The sequence below is a fragment of the Pantoea sp. NSTU24 genome, assembly GCF_050157905.1.
Classification (GTDB): Bacteria; Pseudomonadota; Gammaproteobacteria; order Enterobacterales; family Enterobacteriaceae; genus Pantoea.
The window spans coordinates 95090-116090 of the sequence record NZ_JBKIWZ010000001.1; the positions used below are offsets into that span (position 1 = coordinate 95090).

Annotated in this window: 19 protein-coding genes and 1 pseudogene; 10 read left to right on the plus strand and 10 right to left on the minus strand. The window is 56.8% G+C overall.

Annotated elements, in window-relative coordinates:
- Position 1: 1 nt before the first annotated feature.
- The 7 genes from ftsQ (at position 2) to mutT (ending at position 8490) form a co-directional block, all read left to right on the plus strand.
- Positions 2-841: a cell division protein FtsQ gene (gene ftsQ / locus ACLHDD_RS00390; protein ID WP_427102482.1), complete on the plus strand. Its 840-nt coding sequence runs from the start codon at positions 2-4 to the stop codon at positions 839-841.
- Positions 838-2094, plus strand: coding sequence for a cell division protein FtsA (gene ftsA / locus ACLHDD_RS00395; protein ID WP_313653081.1), 1257 nt, complete (start codon positions 838-840; stop codon positions 2092-2094). Before ftsQ ends, ftsA begins: the two co-directional genes overlap by 4 nt.
- A gap of 71 nt (positions 2095-2165) precedes the next feature.
- Positions 2166-3320: a cell division protein FtsZ gene (gene ftsZ, locus ACLHDD_RS00400; protein WP_427102483.1), complete on the plus strand. Its 1155-nt coding sequence runs from the start codon at positions 2166-2168 to the stop codon at positions 3318-3320.
- Positions 3321-3421: 101 nt separating this feature from the next.
- Positions 3422-4339, plus strand: coding sequence for a UDP-3-O-acyl-N-acetylglucosamine deacetylase (gene lpxC / locus ACLHDD_RS00405; protein ID WP_313653083.1), 918 nt, complete (start codon positions 3422-3424; stop codon positions 4337-4339).
- A gap of 300 nt (positions 4340-4639) precedes the next feature.
- Positions 4640-5146, plus strand: a complete 507-nt coding sequence (gene secM / locus ACLHDD_RS00410) for a secA translation cis-regulator SecM (protein ID WP_242281335.1) — start codon at positions 4640-4642, stop codon at positions 5144-5146.
- Between the two features lie 73 nt (positions 5147-5219).
- Complete coding sequence (gene secA / locus ACLHDD_RS00415) at positions 5220-7925, plus strand: preprotein translocase subunit SecA (RefSeq protein ID WP_427102484.1); 2706 nt, start codon at positions 5220-5222, stop codon at positions 7923-7925.
- 169 nt (positions 7926-8094) lie between these two features.
- Positions 8095-8490 (plus strand): 8-oxo-dGTP diphosphatase MutT, encoded by a 396-nt coding sequence (gene mutT, locus ACLHDD_RS00420; RefSeq protein ID WP_427102485.1) that lies wholly within the window; start codon positions 8095-8097, stop codon positions 8488-8490.
- Between the two features lie 30 nt (positions 8491-8520).
- Here mutT and yacG read toward each other — a convergent pair whose 3' ends face one another.
- The 3 genes from yacG to coaE are packed head-to-tail and all read right to left on the minus strand — an operon-like array spanning position 8521 to position 10083.
- Positions 8521-8718, minus strand: coding sequence for a DNA gyrase inhibitor YacG (yacG, locus tag ACLHDD_RS00425; RefSeq protein WP_427102486.1), 198 nt, complete (start codon positions 8716-8718; stop codon positions 8521-8523).
- Between the two features lie 8 nt (positions 8719-8726).
- Positions 8727-9470 carry a cell division protein ZapD gene (zapD, locus tag ACLHDD_RS00430; RefSeq protein WP_427102487.1) on the minus strand — a complete coding sequence of 248 codons (744 nt, stop codon included), beginning with the start codon at positions 9468-9470 and terminating at the stop codon, positions 8727-8729.
- Positions 9471-9474: 4 nt separating this feature from the next.
- A complete protein-coding gene (coaE, locus tag ACLHDD_RS00435) occupies positions 9475-10083 on the minus strand; it encodes a dephospho-CoA kinase (protein WP_427102488.1) in 609 nt (202 codons plus the stop codon).
- 234 nt (positions 10084-10317) lie between these two features.
- Between coaE and ACLHDD_RS00440 the strand changes: the two are divergent.
- A pseudogene (locus tag ACLHDD_RS00440) lies at positions 10318-11357 on the plus strand (GMP reductase).
- A gap of 27 nt (positions 11358-11384) precedes the next feature.
- On the opposite strand, the gene hofC reads toward ACLHDD_RS00440, so the two are convergent.
- The 4 genes from hofC to nadC all read right to left on the minus strand — a co-directional run bounded on the left by hofC (position 11385) and on the right by nadC (position 15475).
- Complete coding sequence (gene hofC, locus ACLHDD_RS00445) at positions 11385-12584, minus strand: protein transport protein HofC (protein ID WP_427102489.1); 1200 nt, start codon at positions 12582-12584, stop codon at positions 11385-11387.
- Positions 12577-13962 (minus strand): type II secretion system protein GspE, encoded by a 1386-nt coding sequence (gspE, locus tag ACLHDD_RS00450; protein ID WP_427102490.1) that lies wholly within the window; start codon positions 13960-13962, stop codon positions 12577-12579. The genes hofC and gspE overlap by 8 nt, the downstream gene beginning before the upstream one ends.
- Positions 13949-14404, minus strand: coding sequence for a prepilin peptidase-dependent pilin (gene ppdD, locus ACLHDD_RS00455; RefSeq protein ID WP_427102491.1), 456 nt, complete (start codon positions 14402-14404; stop codon positions 13949-13951). Before ppdD ends, gspE begins: the two co-directional genes overlap by 14 nt.
- 174 nt (positions 14405-14578) lie before the next feature.
- Complete coding sequence (gene nadC, locus ACLHDD_RS00460; protein ID WP_427102492.1) at positions 14579-15475, minus strand: carboxylating nicotinate-nucleotide diphosphorylase; 897 nt, start codon at positions 15473-15475, stop codon at positions 14579-14581.
- A 196-nt stretch (positions 15476-15671) separates the two neighbouring features.
- Between nadC and ampD the strand changes: the two genes are divergently transcribed.
- Together ampD and ampE are read left to right on the plus strand one after the other, a co-directional pair.
- Complete coding sequence (gene ampD, locus ACLHDD_RS00465) at positions 15672-16223, plus strand: 1,6-anhydro-N-acetylmuramyl-L-alanine amidase AmpD (protein WP_427102493.1); 552 nt, start codon at positions 15672-15674, stop codon at positions 16221-16223.
- Between the two features lie 16 nt (positions 16224-16239).
- The gene (gene ampE / locus ACLHDD_RS00470; protein WP_427102494.1) at positions 16240-17094 is read left to right on the plus strand and encodes a beta-lactamase regulator AmpE; all 855 of its coding nucleotides are present in this window, start codon (positions 16240-16242) and stop codon (positions 17092-17094) included.
- On the opposite strand, the gene ACLHDD_RS00475 is transcribed toward ampE, so the two are convergent.
- From ACLHDD_RS00475 to aroP, 3 genes are all read right to left on the minus strand, one after another.
- Positions 17076-18035: a glycoside hydrolase family 43 protein gene (locus ACLHDD_RS00475; protein ID WP_427102495.1), complete on the minus strand. Its 960-nt coding sequence runs from the start codon at positions 18033-18035 to the stop codon at positions 17076-17078. The genes ampE and ACLHDD_RS00475 overlap by 19 nt on opposite strands.
- The gene (locus ACLHDD_RS00480; protein ID WP_427102496.1) at positions 18032-19444 is read right to left on the minus strand and encodes a glycoside-pentoside-hexuronide (GPH):cation symporter; all 1413 of its coding nucleotides are present in this window, start codon (positions 19442-19444) and stop codon (positions 18032-18034) included. The genes ACLHDD_RS00475 and ACLHDD_RS00480 overlap by 4 nt, the downstream gene beginning before the upstream one ends.
- 190 nt (positions 19445-19634) lie before the next feature.
- The gene (gene aroP, locus ACLHDD_RS00485) at positions 19635-20990 is read right to left on the minus strand and encodes an aromatic amino acid transporter AroP (RefSeq protein WP_427102497.1); all 1356 of its coding nucleotides are present in this window, start codon (positions 20988-20990) and stop codon (positions 19635-19637) included.
- Positions 20991-21001 lie beyond the last annotated feature (11 nt).

A 21001-nucleotide genomic window follows, 5' to 3' on the forward strand; every position in this document is an offset into this window, starting at 1 on the left:
TATGTCACAGGCGGCAATGAGAGTTCGAAACCGTGAACCGCAGGAGCGTATTCGCACCGGCCGCAGTAACGGAGCCCGACTGTTCGGCATTATTTTTCTGCTGACCGTTATCGGGATTATGGTGGCTGGCGGACTGGCCGTGCTGAAGTGGATGAATGATGCGTCCCGGCTGCCGCTGTCAAAGCTGGTGGTGACAGGGCAGACGCACTACACCACGCACGATGATATTCGTCAGGCCATTTTATCGCTGGGCCCGCCTGGCACCTTTATGTCTCAGAACGTGGACATTCTGCAGCAGCAGATTGAGCGGCTGCCCTGGATTAAGCAGGTCAGCGTACGTAAGCAGTGGCCGGATGAGCTGAAAATCCATCTGGTCGAGTACACGCCAGTGGCGCGCTGGAACGATTTACACATGGTGGATGCCGACGGAGTTTCCTTCAGCGTGCCCGCCAGTCATGTCGGCAAAGAGGTCCTGCCGATGTTATATGGGCCGGAAGGGAGCGAGAAAGAGGTCCTGGCGGGCTATCACAGCATGGATGATGTGCTGAAAGCCCGGAAATTTACGCTGAAGGTGGCGTCGATGACGGCCCGGCGTTCATGGCAGCTGGTTACCAGCGATGATATCCGCATCGAACTGGGACGCAGCGACACGATGAAACGACTGAATCGCTTTATTGAGCTCTATCCGGTGCTGCAGCAGCAGGGTCAGAACGAGAGCAAACGTATCAGCTACGTGGATTTGCGATACGACTCGGGTGCTTCTGTGGGCTGGACACCGGTCGTGATGGAGCCACAGGACAGTAATCAGCAACAGAACCAGGCACAGGCTAAACAACAATGATCAAGGCAACGGACAGAAAACTGGTAGTTGGACTCGAAATCGGCACTGCGAAGGTTGCCGCCCTGGTTGGGGAAATTCTGCCCGATGGTATGGTCAACATTATTGGGGTGGGCAGCTGCCCGTCCCGTGGTATGGATAAAGGTGGCGTAAACGACCTTGAGTCGGTGGTGAAATGCGTTCAGCGCGCCATCGACCAGGCTGAGCTGATGGCGGACTGCCAGATCTCCTCCGTCTACCTTGCTTTATCGGGCAAACATATCAGTTGTCAGAACGAAATCGGGATGGTTCCGATTTCCGAAGAGGAAGTGACCCAGGATGATGTGGAGAACGTTGTCCATACCGCGAAGTCGGTTCGTGTGCGCGACGAACATCGCATCCTGCACGTCATTCCTCAGGAGTACGCCATCGACTACCAGGAAGGGATCAAAAACCCTGTGGGTCTGTCTGGCGTGCGTATGCAGGCGAAAGTGCATCTGATCACCTGTCACAACGACATGGCGAAAAACATCGTTAAAGCCGTTGAGCGTTGCGGACTGAAAGTGGACCAGCTGATTTTTGCCGGTCTTGCCTCCAGTTTTGCCGTACTGACTGAAGATGAACGTGAGCTGGGCGTGTGTGTTGTCGACATTGGTGGCGGTACAATGGACATTGCCGTATATACCGGCGGCGCTTTGCGGCACACTAAGGTGATTCCGTATGCAGGTAACGTCGTGACCAGCGACATCGCCTATGCGTTTGGTACACCGCCGACGGATGCTGAAGCGATCAAAGTGCGCCATGGCTGCGCGCTGGGCTCGATTGTCGGTAAAGATGAGAACGTTGAAGTGCCAAGCGTGGGCGGACGTCCACCGCGCAGTCTGCAGCGCCAGACGCTGGCCGAAGTGATTGAGCCGCGTTACACCGAACTTTTGAATCTGGTCAACGACGAGATTCTGCAGTTACAGGAACAACTGCGTCAGCAGGGCGTGAAGCATCACCTGGCCGCAGGCATTGTCCTGACCGGGGGAGCCGCGCAAATCGAAGGACTGGCGGCCTGTGCGCAACGCGTATTCCATACGCAGGTGCGTATCGGACAGCCGCTGAATATTACCGGCCTGACTGACTATGCGCAGGAATCGTACTACTCCACCGCGGTGGGACTGCTGCACTACGGTAAAGAGTCGCATCTGAACGGTGATGCAGAGACCGAAAAACGTGTCTCAGTAGGCAACTGGTTCAAGCGTATTAACAGTTGGCTAAAAAAAGAGTTTTAATTTTTGTGAAAGGGGATCATGCTGTTTTCTTTTGTGATCTCCAGGCGACAGGCACATAACGGAGAGAAATCATGTTTGAACCTATGGAATTAACCAACGACGCGGTGATTAAAGTCATCGGCGTCGGTGGCGGCGGCGGTAACGCCGTAGAGCACATGGTACGCGAGCGTATCGAAGGTGTGGAATTCTTTGCTGTGAATACCGACGCGCAAGCGCTGCGTAAAACAGCTGTCGGCCAGACTATCCAGATCGGTAACAACATTACCAAGGGTCTGGGTGCGGGTGCGAACCCGGAAGTGGGCCGTAACTCTGCAGAAGAAGATCGCGAAGCACTGCGTTCTGCGCTGGAAGGGGCAGACATGGTGTTCATCGCAGCCGGCATGGGCGGCGGTACCGGAACCGGTGCAGCGCCTGTGGTTGCTGAAGTGGCTAAGGATCTGGGTATCCTGACGGTGGCTGTCGTCACCAAGCCGTTCAACTTCGAAGGCAAAAAACGCATGGCGTTTGCCGAGCAGGGGATTGCTGAACTCTCTAAGCATGTCGATTCACTGATTACCATTCCAAACGACAAGCTGCTGAAAGTGCTGGGTCGTGGCATCTCTCTGCTGGATGCATTTGGCGCGGCGAACGACGTGCTGAAAGGCGCTGTTCAGGGTATTGCCGAGCTGATCACCCGTCCGGGCCTGATGAACGTCGACTTTGCTGACGTGCGCACTGTCATGTCCGAAATGGGCTATGCGATGATGGGTTCCGGCGTTGCATGCGGTGAAGATCGTGCAGAAGAAGCGGCTGAAATGGCGATCTCAAGCCCACTGCTGGAAGATATCGATCTCTCTGGCGCACGCGGCGTGCTGGTCAACATTACCGCGGGCTTCGACCTGCGTCTGGATGAGTTCGAAACCGTGGGTAACACCATCCGCGCCTTCGCGTCTGATAACGCGACCGTCGTGATTGGTACCTCACTGGATCCGGAAATGAATGACGAACTGCGCGTCACCGTCGTGGCAACCGGTATCGGCATGGACAAGCGTCCTGAAATCACGCTGGTGACTAACAAGCCAGCCAGCCAGCCTGTAATGGATCATCGCTATCAGCAGCACGGTATGTCACCGTTGCCGCAGGAGCAGAAACCGGCGGCTAAAGTGGTTAACGATCAGCCAGCACCGTCGAATAAAGAGCCCGATTATCTTGATATCCCGGCCTTTTTACGTAAGCAGGCCGATTAGGATTAACCCTATAATTGGGATTCTCCGCTCTTTGTGCTAAAGTGTCTGCCCGCTGGTAAAGTATACTGGCGGTCGGAAAGGTGATACTGCGAGATAATGCGATGATCAAACAAAGGACATTAAAACGTATTGTTCAGGCGACGGGTGTCGGTTTGCATACCGGCAAGAAAGTCACCCTGACCTTACGCCCTGCGTCGGCTAACACCGGGGTCATCTATCGTCGCACCGACTTGAATCCACCGGTAGATTTTCCGGCTGATGCAAAATACGTGCGCGACACCATGCTGAGCACCTGCCTGGTGAACGATGATGGCGTGCGTATTTCAACGGTTGAGCACCTCAATGCCGCCCTGGCGGGTCTGGGTATCGACAACATTATTGTTGAAGTCGATGCGCCAGAGATCCCGATCATGGATGGCAGCGCAGCACCGTTCATCTATCTGCTGATGGATGCGGGTATCGAGCAGCTCAACAGCGCGAAGAAATTTGTGCGCGTTAAGCAGGCCGTGCGTGTGGAAGAGGGTGACAAATGGGCTGAGATCAAACCGTACAACGGTTTCTCGCTCGATTTCACCATCGACTTCAAACACCCGGCTATCGACTCCAGCTCTCAGCGCTACGCGATGAACTTCTCTGCTGACGCCTTTGTTCGTCAAATCAGCCGGGCGCGTACATTTGGCTTTATGCGTGAAATCGAATATCTGCAGTCTAAAGGCCTGTGCCTGGGCGGTAGCTTAGATTGTGCGATAGGTCTGGATGATTTCCGCGTACTGAATGAAGAAGGCCTGCGTTTTGAAGACGAGTTTGTCCGTCACAAAATGCTGGACGCTATCGGCGACTTGTTTATGTGTGGCCATAACATCATTGGCGCATTTACTGCGTTCAAATCGGGTCACGCGCTGAACAACAAGCTGCTGCAGGCGGTTCTGGCGAAGCAGGAAGCCTGGGAATGGGCAACCTTCGAAGACGAAGCGGAACTGCCGCTGGCATTCAAAGCACCGAATCTGGTTCTGGCTTAACGCCTCCGGAACGTGAAACGGCTGGTTATGCTGACACCCTCTCCGGTCAGCGATACCAGCCGTTTTTTTTCGCCCCGCCTTTCACTTTCAGACGCTGCGACCGTGGCTGCAAAACGCGATTTACGCTGCTGAATTGCTGAGCAATCATGCGTGTTTTCTCACACCGCCACTTTAATCTCAGGTGTGGATGCCCCACATTAATGTTACTATCTGTGGCACTTTTACAGGCTCAAATCCGTTGCGCTTCGCGGCGGGTACACAAAAATATGAGCGCAGCACGGGTTGCGCGATGGAAAAGTTGTGATCGGGATTCTTCAGCGCTGGCGACAATTAGGTAGACGCTACTTCTGGCCTCATCTCCTGTTGGGGATGGTTGCGGCCAGCTTTGGCCTGCCAGCCTGCGCGCAAAGCTCCGAACTCAACGCGTCATCTGAATCGCCCGCCAGCAGCCTGTTTCTGGGCAACGCGACACGTTTTGACCACCTGATCCGGCTTCAGGAAGCGTCCCGGCGTCCGAGCTTCAGCGTCGACTACTGGCACCAGCACGCTATCCGCACGGTTATCCGTCATCTCTCCTTCACGCTGGCGCCACAGGCGCAGGCGGAGCAGCAGCCGTTACCGCTGGCAGCACAAAAGCTGGCGCTGATTGACTCACTGCATAATTTACTGACCTCTCACTCTGCGCTGCACACTGCGCCACAGCAGCTCGCTGTTCCCCCGCTTTTTATGGCCGTTACCCGCTCCTGGGTCGAGTGGCATGCCAGCGTGCATGGCATTCGCGCCGGACCTGCCCGATTGTTCTGCTAATCTTTTGGTTTTATTCACTCTGTTCAGATTTCGCAGCCCGCAATGTGCCGGCTGAATTGAGAATATATTTATTATGTTAAGCAAAATATTAACCAAGGTTTTTGGTAGCAGTAACGATCGTACTCTGCGCCGTATGCGCAAAGTGGTGGATGTCATCAACAAAATGGAGCCTGACTTTGAGAAGCTCTCTGATGATGAACTGAAAGCCAAAACCGACGAGTTCCGCGCGCGCCTGAAAAAAGGGGAGTCTCTGGAAAGCCTGATCCCGGAAGCGTTTGCCACCGTGCGTGAAGCCAGTAAACGTGTGTTCGGAATGCGCCACTTCGATGTGCAGCTGATTGGCGGCATGGTGCTGAACGATCGCTGCATCGCAGAGATGCGTACCGGTGAAGGTAAAACCCTGACCGCGACGCTGCCAGCTTATCTGAATGCGCTGTCGGGTAAAGGCGTCCATGTCGTGACCGTCAACGACTATCTGGCACAGCGTGATGCGGAAAACAACCGTCCGCTGTTCGAATTCCTGGGCCTGAGCATCGGTATCAACATGTCGGGCCTGCCATCGGTAGCGAAGCGTGAAGCGTACGCGGCAGACATCACTTACGGTACTAACAACGAATATGGCTTCGACTACCTGCGCGACAACATGGCGTTCAGCCCGGAAGAGCGCGTACAGCGTAAACTGCACTATGCGCTGGTGGATGAGGTTGACTCCATCCTGATTGATGAAGCGCGTACGCCGCTGATCATCTCCGGTCCGGCAGAAGACAGCTCCGAGCTTTACACCAAAGTGAACAAAATCATCCCGCATCTGGTTCGCCAGGATAAAGAGGACTCCGAAACCCATCAGGGTGAGGGTGACTTCTGGGTCGATGAGAAAGCACGTCAGGCGCACATGTCTGAGCGCGGTCTGGTGAAAGTGGAAGAGCTGCTGGTCAGCCAGGGCATTATGGAAGCGGGCGAGTCACTTTACTCTCCGACCAACATCATGCTGATGCACCACGTCACGGCGGCACTGCGTGCGCACGCGCTCTTTACCCGCGATGTGGATTACATCGTGAAAGAGGGCGAAGTGGTCATCGTCGATGAACACACCGGCCGTACCATGCAGGGACGTCGCTGGTCCGATGGTCTGCATCAGGCGATCGAAGCCAAAGAAGGTGTGGAGATCCAGAACGAGAACCAGACTCTGGCCTCGATCACCTTCCAGAACTACTTCCGTATTTACGAGAAACTGGCCGGGATGACCGGTACGGCTGATACCGAAGCGTTTGAATTCAGCTCCATCTATAAGCTCGACACCATCGTGGTGCCGACTAACCGTCCGATGGTGCGTAAAGATCTGGCTGACCTGGTCTACATGACCGAGAAAGAGAAGATTGATGCGATCATCGAAGATATCCGTGAGCGTACTGCTAACGGTCAGCCGGTGCTGGTGGGGACCATCTCGATTGAGAAATCAGAGGTGGTTTCTAACGAACTGACCCGCGCCGGTATCAAACACAACGTGCTTAACGCCAAATTCCACGCCCGCGAAGCGGATATCGTGGCGCAGGCGGGTCAGCCGGGTGCGGTCACCATTGCCACCAACATGGCTGGCCGTGGTACTGATATCATGCTGGGCGGCAGCTGGCATGCGGAAGTGGCCGAGCTGGAAGCGCCGACCGAAGCGCAGATTGAAGAGATCAAAGCGGCGTGGAAGATCCGCCACGATGCGGTTCTGGCGTCAGGCGGTCTGCACATCGTGGGCACCGAGCGTCACGAATCGCGTCGTATCGACAACCAGCTGCGCGGTCGTGCAGGCCGTCAGGGTGACGCCGGTTCATCACGCTTCTATCTGTCGATGGAAGATGCGCTGATGCGTATTTTTGCCTCGGATCGCGTTTCCAACATGATGCGTAAACTGGGCATGAAGCCGGGCGAAGCGATTGAGCATCCGTGGGTCACCAAAGCGATTGCCAACGCACAGCGCAAAGTTGAAAGCCGTAACTTCGATATTCGTAAGCAGCTGCTGGAATATGATGATGTGGCGAACGACCAGCGTCGTGCCATCTACAGTCAGCGTAATGAGCTGCTGGACGTCTCCGACGTGAGCGAAACCATCAACAGCATTCGCCACGATGTTTATAAAGCCACGATCGACACCTATATCCCGCCGCAGTCTCTGGAGGAGATGTGGGATGTCCCTGGCCTGGAAGAGCGTCTGCGTGCGGACTTCGATCTCGACCTGCCGATTGCAGAGTGGCTGGATAAAGAACCGGATCTGCATGAGGAAGTGCTGCGCGAACGCATCATGGCCCGCGCGACCGAGAGCTATGCCGAGAAAGAGCAGATCGTGGGCGCAGAGATGATGCGTAACTTCGAAAAAGGCGTGATGCTTCAGACACTGGATTCGCTGTGGAAAGAGCATCTGGCCGCGATGGACTATCTGCGTCAGGGTATCCATCTGCGTGGCTATGCGCAGAAAGATCCGAAGCAGGAGTACAAGCGTGAATCCTTCGCCATGTTTGCGGCGATGCTGGAGTCACTGAAATATGAAGTGATCAGTACGCTGAGCAAGGTTCAGGTGCGCATGCCGGAAGAAGTGGAAGCGATGGAGCAGCAGCGTCGCGAAGAAGCCGAGCGTCTGGCACAGCAGCAGCAGCTGAGCCATGTCGAAGAAGATCTTCTGGCAGAGCCAGTCGCGGAGCAGCAGAGCGGCGAACGCAAAGTGGGCCGCAACGATCCCTGCCCATGCGGTTCCGGTAAAAAGTACAAGCAGTGTCATGGCCGTATCGCCTGAGACTAAACGCTGAATAAAAAGGAGCCGCTGTGGCTCCTTTTTTTATGCTTGCTACCTGAACCCGGCACTGCCTGAGCGGGCGCAGCCACGCCGGGCTAAAGCGGTTAACTTCCGCAAAGGCATGTTCTAGAATCAGCACTCCTCTATTGATTACAACCGGATAGTCTTCATGAAGCACCTGCAGGTTGCAGTTGGCATCATTCGTAATGCCAATAAACAGATTTTCCTTGCCCAGCGCGCGGCGAGTTCTTATATGGCGAACAAATGGGAGTTTCCTGGCGGCAAAATTGAAGCGGGCGAAAGTGCCGAACAGGGATTGATCAGGGAGCTGCACGAAGAGACGGGCATTGAGGTTACCGACGCGCGTCCGATTGGGCATGCAGACCACACCTATGACGATCTGCGTGTGACGCTGCACTTCTTTCTGGTTGAAGGGTGGAAAGGCGAACCGTGGGGTAAAGAGGGGCAGCCGCAGCGTTGGGTCGATCAGCAGGCGCTGGTGGCAGACGAGTTTCCGCCAGCCAATCATCCGCTGATTGCACGTCTGGTCGCGGGCGAACTCTGAGGGAATGGGGCCGTGCGCCCCATTCTTTGATCACTGATCCTGTTCGCTCCAGCTGTCGCTGTCATTCATGTCATCGCTGCTGGGGATTCGTTTCTCTTCTGCGGCCCATTCGCCTAAATCAATAAGCTGGCAGCGCTTACTGCAGAAGGGACGCCACGGGCTCAGCTCATCCCAGATCACATCTTTGCCGCACTGCGGACAGGAAACGGTCATTACATCTTGCTGCATGGTTACCTCTAACAACAGGCCAGTTGAAAATTAAGGCGGGCCGGAACTTCACCGTGCTCACTGTCAAATGGCATAAAACGGATGGCGTAACGGCTCTTGTGACCGGATACCTGTGGATAAAGCGCATCGTCCAGTGACAGCTGCAGCCGCAGCAGATCGGCGCCTTCGGCATTATCCTGATAAAAGCCATTCAGGCTGGTCTGCAGATGGAAAGTACCGGACTGGCGAATCAGGTCCAGAACCATCGCCAGCGCATGATGCAATGGCACCAGCGTCTGCATCCAGGCTTCAACCTGGGCATCGCGGGTCTCCTGAGGCAGATGGAGCCAGATGTGCAGGCCGGGTAAATCAAAGCTGCAGCAGCCGCCGGGGATGCTGAGCCGCTGGCGTACAAGGGCAATAAGACGATCCTCGCGCAGCTGCTGGCCCATCCTCGGCGCATTCATCAGCTGCGTTGACTGCATCCGGAGTTTATCGCTGAGCGCGTTAACCAGCGTCATATCGACACCGGGCACATCCGCCCAGGCACGTAACTTCTGCTGCTGGCGCTCCAGTTCCTTCAGCAGCTCTGTACGCATGTCCCCCCGCTCGAAGATGTCGAGCAGTTCGGCGATCAGACGGAAAAAGGTCAGCGCATTGACGGTCTTGTCCAGCGGCGTGGTTTCATCTAACTGATTAATCAGAAACTCAACCCGTAACCAGGTACGCATTTTTTCATTCAGTGGGTGTTCGAACAGAACAGGTGTGCTCATGGTATTAATCCTGTTTCGCTGCCGCCAGCCTGAGGTAGCGCTGATGAAGTCCGGCAACCTGTGGCAAGGCGTCATCGGGCTTGCCACTGTTATCAATAATGTCGTCGGCACAGGCAAGGCGCTGCTGGCGCGTGGCCTGTGCGGCAAGAATTCGTTGTGCCTGGGCGGCGGAGAGACCATCACGCTGCTGCGTGCGCGCTAACTGTGTCGCCTCATCGATATCCACCACCAGTACTCTGTCAGCCTGGTGCTGCAACTGGTTTTCCACCAGTAGCGGAACAACCCAGAGCACATAAGGTGAGGTGGCCTGCGCGATCAGCTCGCGCGTCCGGGCGTTGATGAGAGGGTGGAGTAGCGCGTTTAACCAGTTTTTCTCGTCAGGCTGCTGAAAAATAATGTCGCGAAGCCGGGCGCGATCGAGCCCGCCCTGTTGCGTGACGATCGATGAACCATAGCGCGCCTGAATGGCCTGCAGAGCTGGCGTGCCCGGCTCGACCACTTCACGGGCAATCAAATCCGCATCAATAATGTCCACGCCAGACGCGGCAAATGCCCGGGCAATCGTACTTTTCCCACTGCCGATTCCCCCGGTAAGCGCGACGATATAGGGCATGTTTTTCACCTGATTTCTTATCCGGGCCGGGTTTCAGGGTAATGATCTGATAAAAAAACGCAAAAACGGGCGTCAGATCACACCGATAAAACACAACTAAATTTAACGGATTGTAGCGTAAATAAAGTGAAATTCGCAGTCTTGTCGCAAAGGCAGAGGCGCGTATCATAACGTCACTGGAGCTGTGCTTATTTCGTGAAGAACGATTCATTGCCACTTACCAGGACACTGTTTATGCGTATCGAAGAAGATCTGAAACTGGGCTTTAAAGATGTGTTAATTCGCCCCAAACGCTCCACGCTGAAAAGCCGTTCGCAGGTAGAACTGGAACGCAGCTTTACCTTCCGTCATTCGGGACTGCGCTGGAGCGGCGTGCCGGTTATTGCCGCCAACATGGATACTGTCGGCACCTTTTCGATGGCCGAAGCACTGGCCAGCTTCAATCTCCTCACGGCAGTTCACAAACATTACAGCGTCGATGCGTGGCGCGCCTTTATTCAGCGCGTGCCCGCAGCGGTACTGAAGCAGGTCATGGTGTCAACCGGTACCTCTGACGCTGACCTGAATAAGCTGGTCGCGATTATGGCGCTGTCGCAGGATTTGCAGTTTATCTGCATTGATGTTGCCAATGGCTATTCACAACATTTCGTCGATTTTCTGCAGCGGGCGCGTGAGCGGTTCCCGACTAAAACGATCTGTGCCGGTAACGTAGTCACAGGCGAAATGGTGGAGGAACTGATTCTGTCTGGCGCGGATATCGTTAAGGTTGGCATCGGACCTGGCTCGGTCTGCACCACCCGCGTAAAAACCGGCGTCGGTTATCCGCAGCTTTCGGCGGTTATTGAGTGTGCTGATGCGGCGCATGGCTTAAGCGGACAGATCGTCAGCGATGGCGGCTGTTCTGTGCCTGGCGATATCGCCAAGGCGTTTGGCGGTGGAGCAGACTTCGTGATGCTGGGTGGAATGCTGGCGGCGCATGATGAATGTGAAGGGCAGATCGTCGAAGAAAATGGCGAACGTTTTATGCTCTTTTACGGCATGAGCTCTGAATCCGCAATGAAGCGTCACGTTGGCGGTGTCGCACAGTACCGTGCAGCAGAAGGCAAAACGGTGAAGCTGCCGTTGCGGGGGCCTGTGGATGACACCGCCCGCGACATTCTGGGGGGCTGCGTTCCGCCTGCACGTATGTCGGTGCGGAACGTCTGAAAGAGCTGACCAAGCGCACTACTTTTATCCGCGTTAACGAGCAGGAAAACCGCGTCTTTAACCGATAGCAGGCAGGGGGGCGCACGCGGCGCCCCTTAATGCATCACATCGCCCAGTCCAAAGACCGGCAGGTACATCGCAATCACCAGCGTTCCGACAATGCCGCCAATCATCAGCATCATCATTGGTTCCAGTGAAGCCGCCAGTGTATCCGCGCGTTCACGGGTTTCCGTCTCATGCCACTCCGCCAGACGGGCCAGCATCAGATCCAGTGCACCGGCCTCTTCGCCAACCCGTATCAGCTGACTGCACAGGGGCGTAAACAGGGGATGCTGAATCAGCGCCTGATGCAGCGGGTTTCCCTGAGCAATATGCTGCTGCAATTGAGCGATCGCCTCCCGCCATAGCAGTGAGGAGAGCGTCACTTCAACGGCGGTCAGGCCCTGTAACAGCGTTAAGCCTGCGCGCTGCGTCAGGTTAAGGAGGCTGTAGATTTGCGTCAGTTGTGCGCCACGCCACAGACCGGACAGCAGCGGAATACGCAGGAAGATAGCCTGTTCACGCCGTTGCCAGCCCGCCGAGCGTCGTCTCAGCTGATGCCAGACGGTCAGCAACAGCAGAATAAAGAACGCTGCTACCGTACCCCACGCCTGAAGCCCCGCAGATAACTGCATGACAGCCGCCGTAAAGGCAGGCAGCGGCGCATCGAAAGAGTCATAGACGGCAACAAACTCCGGCAGGACAAACAGCAGCATGCCACAGGAGACGGCCAGCGCCACCAGCAGGATGAACAGGGGATAGCGCAGCGCTTTCCTGACCTGATGGCGTAACTGTTGCTGCCGGCTCTGCTGCCGGGCCAGTTCGCCGCAGCAGACATCCAGCTGACCGGTCAGCTCGCCGATCTCCATCAGCGCCGGATAGAGCGCCGGGAAGATTTGCGGCCATTCGCGCAACGCCTGTGAAAAAGGCGCGCCGCTGAGCACTCGATGATGCAGCGCGCGCATCAGCGCCCGCCAGCCAGGATGCGGATGGCCTTCGGCCAGTAGCGTGAGACTTTCTGCCAGGGGCAGCCCGGCTTTAAGCAGAGTGGCCAGTTGCCTGAACAGGTCGATCCTGGGCTGCCATTTCCACGCTTTCTGAGGCCAGATCTTCTCTCTCTTCCAGCTCACCGGCAGAAGATCACGCTGTGCCAGCATCAGCAGCAGATTGTCACTGTCGATTGCCAGCAGCTGTCCACTGCATAACTGCCCCTGGCTATCGACCGCCTGCCAGCGAAATAAACAGGTGTTATCCATTGTCCAGCCCTATTACACGCTGCATCTCTTCCAGCGAGGTATCGCCCCGGCTCACCGCTTCCAGGCCAGAAGCCAGCAGAGGACGCAGGCCTTGCTGTTTCGCCAGCGTAAGCAGACTGTCCAGCGGCATGTCGGCAGCAATTGCATTTTGCAGCCGGGCATTAACGGGCAGCAGCTCAAACAGCGCCAGCCGGCCAAAATAGCCGGAAAAACAGTGATCGCAGCCGGGGGCACGCCAGGTTTGCAGCGTACCAGGCCAGAGTTCAGCAGGGTAGTGCGCCACAGCCTGAGCAGGCTGGCGGCAGTGCGGACAGAGGCGCCGCACCAGACGCTGAGCCACAATCAGTTTCAGTGCCGGGCCCAGAAGATAGCCGGGAATCCCCATCTGACGCAGTCGCGTCAGGGTTTCGGCAGTGGAGTTAGTGTGCAACGTCGACAGCACCAGATGGCCGGTCTGTGCGGCTTTGACCGCAATCTCTGCCGTTTCCGCATCCCGAATCTCGCCCACCATGATCACGTCCGGGTCCTGTCTCAGCAGCGCCCGCAGTACGCGATTAAAATCGAGACCGCTTTTGGTATGAATCTGCGTCTGGTTAATCCCGGCTAACGGAATCTCAATAGGGTCCTCCACGCTGCACAGATTCCTTTCCGGTGTATTCAGGGCGCAGAGGCCGCTGTAGAGCGTAAACGTCTTGCCGCTGCCGGTGGGGCCAGTCACCAGTATCAGCCCCTGCGGCTGGGCCAGCGCGGCGCAGAGCAGCCGCAACTGGGCCGCGGGGAGCCCAAGCTTATCCAGCGACAGGGCTGCGCTTTCACTATGTAACAGCCTTATCACGGCTTTTTCGCCGCCATAGATAGGCAGAGTGGCCAGGCGAAAAGAGGCGGGTTTTCCGGCGATTTCCAGACTGAACTGACCATCCTGTGGCAGGCGGCGCTCGGCGATATCCAGGCCGCCGAGGATCTTCAGGCGTGCCAGCAGTGCCGCAGGCTGCGTGGCGGGCAGGGCGGAGAGAGGATGCAGAACGCCGTCGATACGCAGTCGTATCCGCAGGCCTCCCTGATCGGGTTCGATGTGGACATCCGAGGCACGACGCTCCAGGGCCTGACGCAGAATCAATTCCGTCGCCTCAACCGCTGACTCAGCGGGGGACGCTTCGCGCGCGACCAGAGGGGTATCAGCATGCTGACGCTGATCAAGCCGGGCCTGCGGCCAGCACTCGATCTCAATCTGGCACTGGCTGGCAAAATGGAGCGCCTCAGCCAGGCCCGGCGGCGCGCTCTCCGCCACGGCAACGCGCAGCTGAGTGGCATCATGGTGCAGAATCACGGCGCGATAACGCTGACACAGTGCCGCAATGGCTGCATCAGGCTTGTCCATCACTGCCTCCTTTATCCGCAAAGCGGAACTGCGCCAGACAATTGTCACGAAGGCTGCTGATGCTGCTGGTGCAGCTGCGTTGCCAGCTGATGCCACCCTCGCTGCTGTCCCAGACGGGCACCATTTCAACACGCAGGCCATTCAGACTCTCCTGACCGGTCAGGGTGATTACGCCGGCAGTGACGCTGAGGCTGGAGACATAGCGCGAGCCGCGGGCGGCAGGGATGCCCGCTTCCCCGGCCTGGCACTGCGCAGGCCCGCCGCGTTCCATTGCACAGAGCTCTACCGCTGTTTTATAGGGCACCATCGTCTGAAGCATGTCGGTGAGGGCTGCGCGCTGCAGATAGTTCTGATAAGCGGGCAGGCCGATGGCGCTTAAGATCGCCACGATCCCCACCACAATCATCAGTTCCACCAGTGTAAATCCACGTTGATTCGCCATCGCATCGTCTCCTGATTAAGAAGCCGACAGGGTAAAAATCACGGGTGATGAAAGACAGTCCGCGAGAAGCGAACCGGAAAGCGGACTGCAAAGAGATTTCAGCATTGCAGCGCAGCCGAAACTGCGCCGGAAGCAGGGTCGCAAAATTGCCGTCACGGGTGACGGCGGGGCGGGTTACTGCTGTTTAAAACGCATGGAGAGGTCCAGCGCTCGCACATGCTTGGTCAGTGCGCCAACCGACACGTAGTCCACGCCGGTCAGGGCAATCTGCGGCAGGGTCGTTTCCGTCACGTTGCCGGAAACCTCCAGCAGTGTACGCCCCTGATTGAGCGCAACGGCGGCACGCATGTCGTCCAGACTGAAGTTATCCAGCATAACGATATCGGCGCCAGCCTCCAGCGCCTGCTCAAGCTCCTCCAGCGATTCCACCTCGACCTCGACCGGCACGTCGGGCTGCAGCCATTGCGCTCTTTCTACCGCCTGCTGGATCGAACCACTGGCAATAATATGATTTTCTTTGATGAGGTAAGCATCGGAGAGGCCCAGCCGATGGTTCTGCCCGCCGCCGCACAGTACGGCATATTTCAGCGCAGTACGGAGGCCGGGCAGGGTTTTACGCGTGTCGAGTAACTGCGTCTGGCTGCCTGCCAGCAGGGCCACATAGCGGCTCACTTCCGTTGCCACACCTGAAAGCGTCTGCACGAAGTTAAGCGCCGTACGTTCGGCAGTCAGCAGCAGCCGGGCCGGACCGGCGATCTCAAACAGCAGCTGACCGGCTTTCACCTTATCGCCATCTTCCGCATGCCAGTTCAGGGTCGCGTGGCCCCCAAGCTGGATAAAGACCTCTTCCACCCAGCGTTTACCACAGAAAACACCGTCTTCACGGGTGATCACCTGCGCATGGGCCTGCGTGTCGGCCGGCAACAGCTGAGCGGTAATGTCACGGTCAGCGTCGATCTCGCCGCCGAGATCCTCTTTCAATGCCAGCGCAACGGCATCCGGGATGTCACTTTCAACGCGTTTAATCAGCGCCTGACGGCGGCTGTCCGGATCGTAACCTCGAGATGACATACTCTTTTTACCTCATAAAAGTGCCGCAACAGAGGCGGTCACAATAGCCTGAACCGTTACGCTGTACCAGTGCTGATGATGATTTTGTTTAGTATCCTTAACAGCTGACACTTTTCGTTGCGCCCCGGACACACTAAGAGGCAAGAATCCTTTATTATTCATGCTATTCTCAGCCTGGCAGAACAAGGAGTCCGGTATGAAAATTGAACAGGGCTGGCTGACCGGTGTGCGTCACGTGCCATCAACACATTGCAACGAACGCCCTGACGATGAGGCGCCTTCGCTGCTGGTGATCCACAATATCAGCCTGCCACCGGGTGAATTTGGCGGGCCATGGATCGATAAACTCTTTACCGGCACACTGCCGCCTGAGGCTCATCCCTATTTTGCGGATATCGCCGCGCTGAAAGTGGCGGCACATTGCCTGATTCGTCGCGACGGGGAGATTGTTCAGTATGTCTCTTTTGACAGGCGCGCCTGGCATGCGGGTGTTTCACAGTTTGAAGGACGGGAAAACTGCAACGACTTCTCCATCGGTATTGAGCTGGAAGGGACAGACAGCGAGCCTTACACCGGCGCGCAATATCGGTCCTTGCAGCAGGTGACACAGTTGCTGCTGCAACACTATCCGTTAACACCTTCGCGTATCACGGGGCATAGCGATATCGCACCCGTACGCAAAACCGATCCCGGGCCTGCTTTTGACTGGGACTACTACCGACAGCTGTTAACGCAGCCCACATCCTGATTTTTGCGGGGTCAGTATGACGTTGTTTACCTTGTTATTGGTTTTAGGCTGGGAGCGCCTGTTTAAGCTGGGCGAGCACTGGCAGCTCGACCATCGGCTGGAGCCGGTTTTTCGCCATCGCCGCCATTTCTCACTGGTGCGCACGTTACTGATGACCGTGCTGGCGATGGCGCTGACCGCGCTGGTGATCTGGAGCCTGAAAGGGCTGCTTTTCGGCGTGCTGCAGCTGCTGTTCTGGATCGTCACCGGCCTGCTCTGCATCGGTGCCGGTTCAGTGCGTCAGCACTATCATCACTATCTGAAAGCGGCCAGTCATGATGACGAGGCGGCACATCAGGCGATGGCGGCCGAGCTGACGCTCATTCACGGTGTACCGGTAGAGTGCAGCGAGCGCGAATTTCTGCGCGAACTACAGAACGCCCTGATCTGGATAAACTTTCGCTTTTATCTGGCTCCGATGTTCTGGCTGGTGGTGGGGGGCCCCTGGGGGCCGGTGCTGCTGGTGGGCTACGCGTTCCTGCGCGCCTGGCAAAGCTGGCTGGCAAAACGGGAAACGCCGATGGCACGCGCGCAATCGGGCGTGGATGCCCTTCTGCATCTGCTCGACTGGATCCCGGTGCGGCTGGCGGGTGTGGCCTACGCGCTGCTGGGCCATGGCGAGAAAGCCCTGCCTGCCTGGTTTGCTTCGCTGACCGATCGTCGTCGCTCTCAGTATCAGGTGCTGACGACGCTGGCACAATTCTCTCTGTCTCGCGATCCGCATACCGATAAAGTTGAAACGCCACGGGTTGCCGTGGCGTTAGCGAAGCGGACCTCACTGGTGCTGGTGGTCGCCGTCGCGTTGCTGACGATTTACGGCACGCTGGTGTAATCGGCGGGTGGTACACCAAAATCGGGTGTGCCATCCTCCCGCCAGCAGAAGTATTTCAGACGGGTATGGCGGTTCGGATCCCAGAGCGGATCGCCCTCAATTTCCGTGTAATTGCGTGCGTGGTAAACCAGCACGTCACGTCCTTCTTCATCGCGGGTGAAGCTGTTGTGACCCGGCCCATACTGATGATTGTCCCAGCTGGAGACAAAGACCGGTCGGGCAGATTTCTGCCAGGCAGCCGTATCCAGCAGGTCTGCATCAGCGGCAATGGACAGCATACCCAGACAGTAATTCTCATCGGTCGCGCTGGCGGAGTAGGTCACAAATAGCCGATTCCCATGACGAATGACCGCCGGTCCTTCGTTGACGCTAAACCCTGCGCACTCCCACTCATATTCCGGCCGGCTCAGCATGACCGGAGTGCCTTTCAGCGTCCAGGGGTTGAGTAATTCGGCCAGGTAGAGGTTTGAGTTACCGGGAATTGACGGATCTTTCTGCGCCCAGAGATACCAGTTTTTGCCCTGATGAACGAAGTGCGTGGCATCCAGCGAGAAGCTGTCAAACTGGCTGAAGACCCGGCGGCAGGGCTGCCATGGCCCCAGCAGGGGATCGTCCGCGTCACAGACCAGCGCATACATCCGGTGCTGAAACAGGCCCTCTTTAATATCGCGTGTCGGGGCTGCAGCGAAATAGATCACCCACTGACCATCAATATAATGCAGCTCGGGCGCCCAGATTAATTCGCTGCAGGGGCCGCTCTCCGGTTTGTGCCAGACCTCTACCGCTGCGGCGCTGCGCAGGCCTGCCAGCGTTGTGGCGCGGCGGATCTCAAGCCGGTCATACTCCGGCACTGAGGCGACAAAATAGTAATGCTGGTCATGCTGCAGGATAAAGGGGTCGGCCCGCTGCGTAATAAAGGGATTTGGCCAGGCTGTCATCATTTTACCCCTCCGGTTGGGGTGGCCGTCCCGTCGCGCAGGTGAACAGGGTGTAACTCACGGACGTTCTGGCGACGCAGGGCGAGATCCTGCTGAATGGTGAGCATCAATTTGCGGTCAACCTTAAGCAGTCTGACCACGCCAGCGGTAATCAGATAGCCGACTCCCGGAATGACGGTAAACAGCAGCATGATACCGTTAATGGCCTCCGGCGATTGCTGTTTAGCCCCGGCATTGTAGCCATAGAACGACAGCAGAAAGCCGACCATGGCACCGGCCACGGCCAGCCCGACTTTGAGGAAGAAGAGGTTGCCGGAGAAGCTGATGCCGGTGATGCGTTTGCCGGTTTTCCATTCGCCGTAGTCGTCCACATCCGCCATCAGTGACCAGTGCAGTGGTGACGGGATCTGATGCAGGATATTCAGTACAAACCAGGCGACGACCACTATCACCGTGGCGTGCGGATCGATCCAGTAAAAACCGCTGGAGAAGAGTGCCAGCGCGATATTGGTCCAGAAGAAGACTTTAAGTTTGCACCAGCGGTCGGTGAGCAGCTTCGCTAGCGTGCTGCCGATCATCATGCCAATCACACCCAGGCTGATAAACAGCGTGGCAAAGTGCGTTGACTGGCCCATCACCCAGGTCACGTAATACATGGTGGCCGCCATACGGATAAAGCCGGGGCAGACGTTGCAGAAGGTCAGCAGCAGAATGCGAACCCACTGGTCGTTCTTCCAGACGTCGCGCAGATCTTTTTTCAGGTCATCGTTGCCCGGCACGGCCGGATGGATACGTTCGCGTACAGTCGCAAAGCAGAACAGGAACATCGCCAGTCCGATAGTGGCGAGGACCGTCATCGCCATCTGATAACCGCGGGCTTTGTCTGCGCCGCCAAACCACTCCGCCATCGGCAGCAGTGACATGGAGAGAATCAGCGTGGCGATGCCGACCATCACAAAGCGGTACGACTGACAGGAGATGCGCTCGCCGGGATCGTTGGTAATCACACCCCCCAGAGAGCAGTAGGGAATGTTAATGGCGGTATAGGTCAGTGACATCAGGAAATAGGTGACGAAAGCCCAGATAACCTTGTTGTGATAGGTCCAGTCGGGGGTGGTAAACATCAGGATGCTGAACAGCACATAGGGCACGGAAACCCACAGCAGCCAGGGGCGGAAACGTCCCCAGCGACTCTGGGTACGGTCGGCGATCGCGCCCATAATCGGGTCGGTCACCGCATCCAGTACCCTGACTGACAGCAGCAGGGTGCCCACCAGCGCCGGGGCCAGGCCAAACACATCGGTATAGAAGTAGTTCAGGAACAGCATAATGGCGCCGCCAATCATGTTGCACCCGGCATCGCCCATGCCATATCCCAGCTTTTCCCGAAACGAGAGGGCTGCACCTTTCATGGTTTTCTCCTGCGCATCCAGTGTGAACAGGAATTATTGGCATTAAGTCAGCAGAACGAACCGGAGTAATTCGTCATGAAGATGGACTAAACAGGTGCGGAGAAAGAAATGTGAACCTGATCAGGCCAGAGAAGAACGGCAGGGAGGCAGGCGGCAACCTCTCAGGGAGATCACCGCCCGGAACAGCGCATCAGGCTTTCTGTGTTTTGTTCTTAATGAAGTAACCCACAGCCAGAATTACCAGCCAGACCGGAATCAGCCAGACAGAGATCGCCATGCCTGGCGTGGTGGCCATCAGCACCAGAATCGCTGCCATGAAGATCAGGCAAATCCAGTTTCCTGCCGGATAGAGCAGGGCTTTAAAGCGGGTGGTCACACCCTGCTGATCTTTCTTACGGCGGAACTTCAGGTGCGCCAGGCTGATCATCGCCCAGTTAATCACCAGCGCAGAAACGACCAGCGACATCAGCAGGCCAAAGGCTTCACCCGGCATCAGATAGTTAATCAGCACGCAGAGCGCAGTGGCAACGGCCGAAACCAGAATCGTTAACACCGGGACGCCGCGACGATCCACCTTCAGTAGCGATTTCGGCGCGTTGCCCTGCTGAGCCAGACCAAACAGCATACGGCTGTTGCAGTAGACGCAGCTGTTATAGACCGACAGGGCGGCCGTCAGGATCACGATGTTCAGCGCATTCGCTACCATCGCATCGCCCAGCTCATGGAAAATAAAGACAAACGGGCTGACGTCAGAGGTGACCCGATTCCACGGCATCAGAGAGAGCAGCACGGCCAGCGAACCAATGTAGAAGATCAGGATGCGCCAGAGCACCTGGTTGGTTGCTTTCGGGATGCTCACTTCCGGATTGTCAGCTTCGGCCGCAGTAATACCAACCAGCTCCAGCCCGCCAAACGAGAACATGATAATCGCCATGACGGCGACCAGCCCGCCGATGCCGTGCGGGAAGAAGCCGCCCTGTTCCCAGAGGTTGCGGACGGTGGCCTGCGGACCTGCATGACCACCAAACAGCAGCCAGCCACCGAACAGGATCATGCCGATCACCGCCACCACTTTGATGATGGCAAACCAGAACTCCATCTCACCAAACACTTTAACGTTAGTCAGGTTGATGGCGTTAATCATCACGAAGAAGATAGCGGCGGAGGCCCAGGTCGGAAAATCGGGCCACCAGAACTGGATATATTTGCCCACGGCGGTCAGTTCCGCCATCGCGACCAGCACGTAGAGAACCCAGTAGTTCCAGCCCGAGGCAAAGCCGGCAAAGTTACCCCAGTATTTATAAGCAAAGTGGCTGAAGCTGCCTGCGACCGGCTCTTCCACCACCATTTCACCCAGCTGGCGCATGATTAGAAAGGCAATAAAACCGGCCACCGCATAGCCCAGAATAACGGCCGGTCCGGCAGATTGAATAACCGAGGCGCTGCCCAGAAACAGCCCGGTTCCCACTGCACCACCCAGCGCGATGAGCTGAATATGGCGGTTCTTAAGACCACGTTTCAGCGCTTCGCCTTGCTGTTGTTCCATACACACCTCGT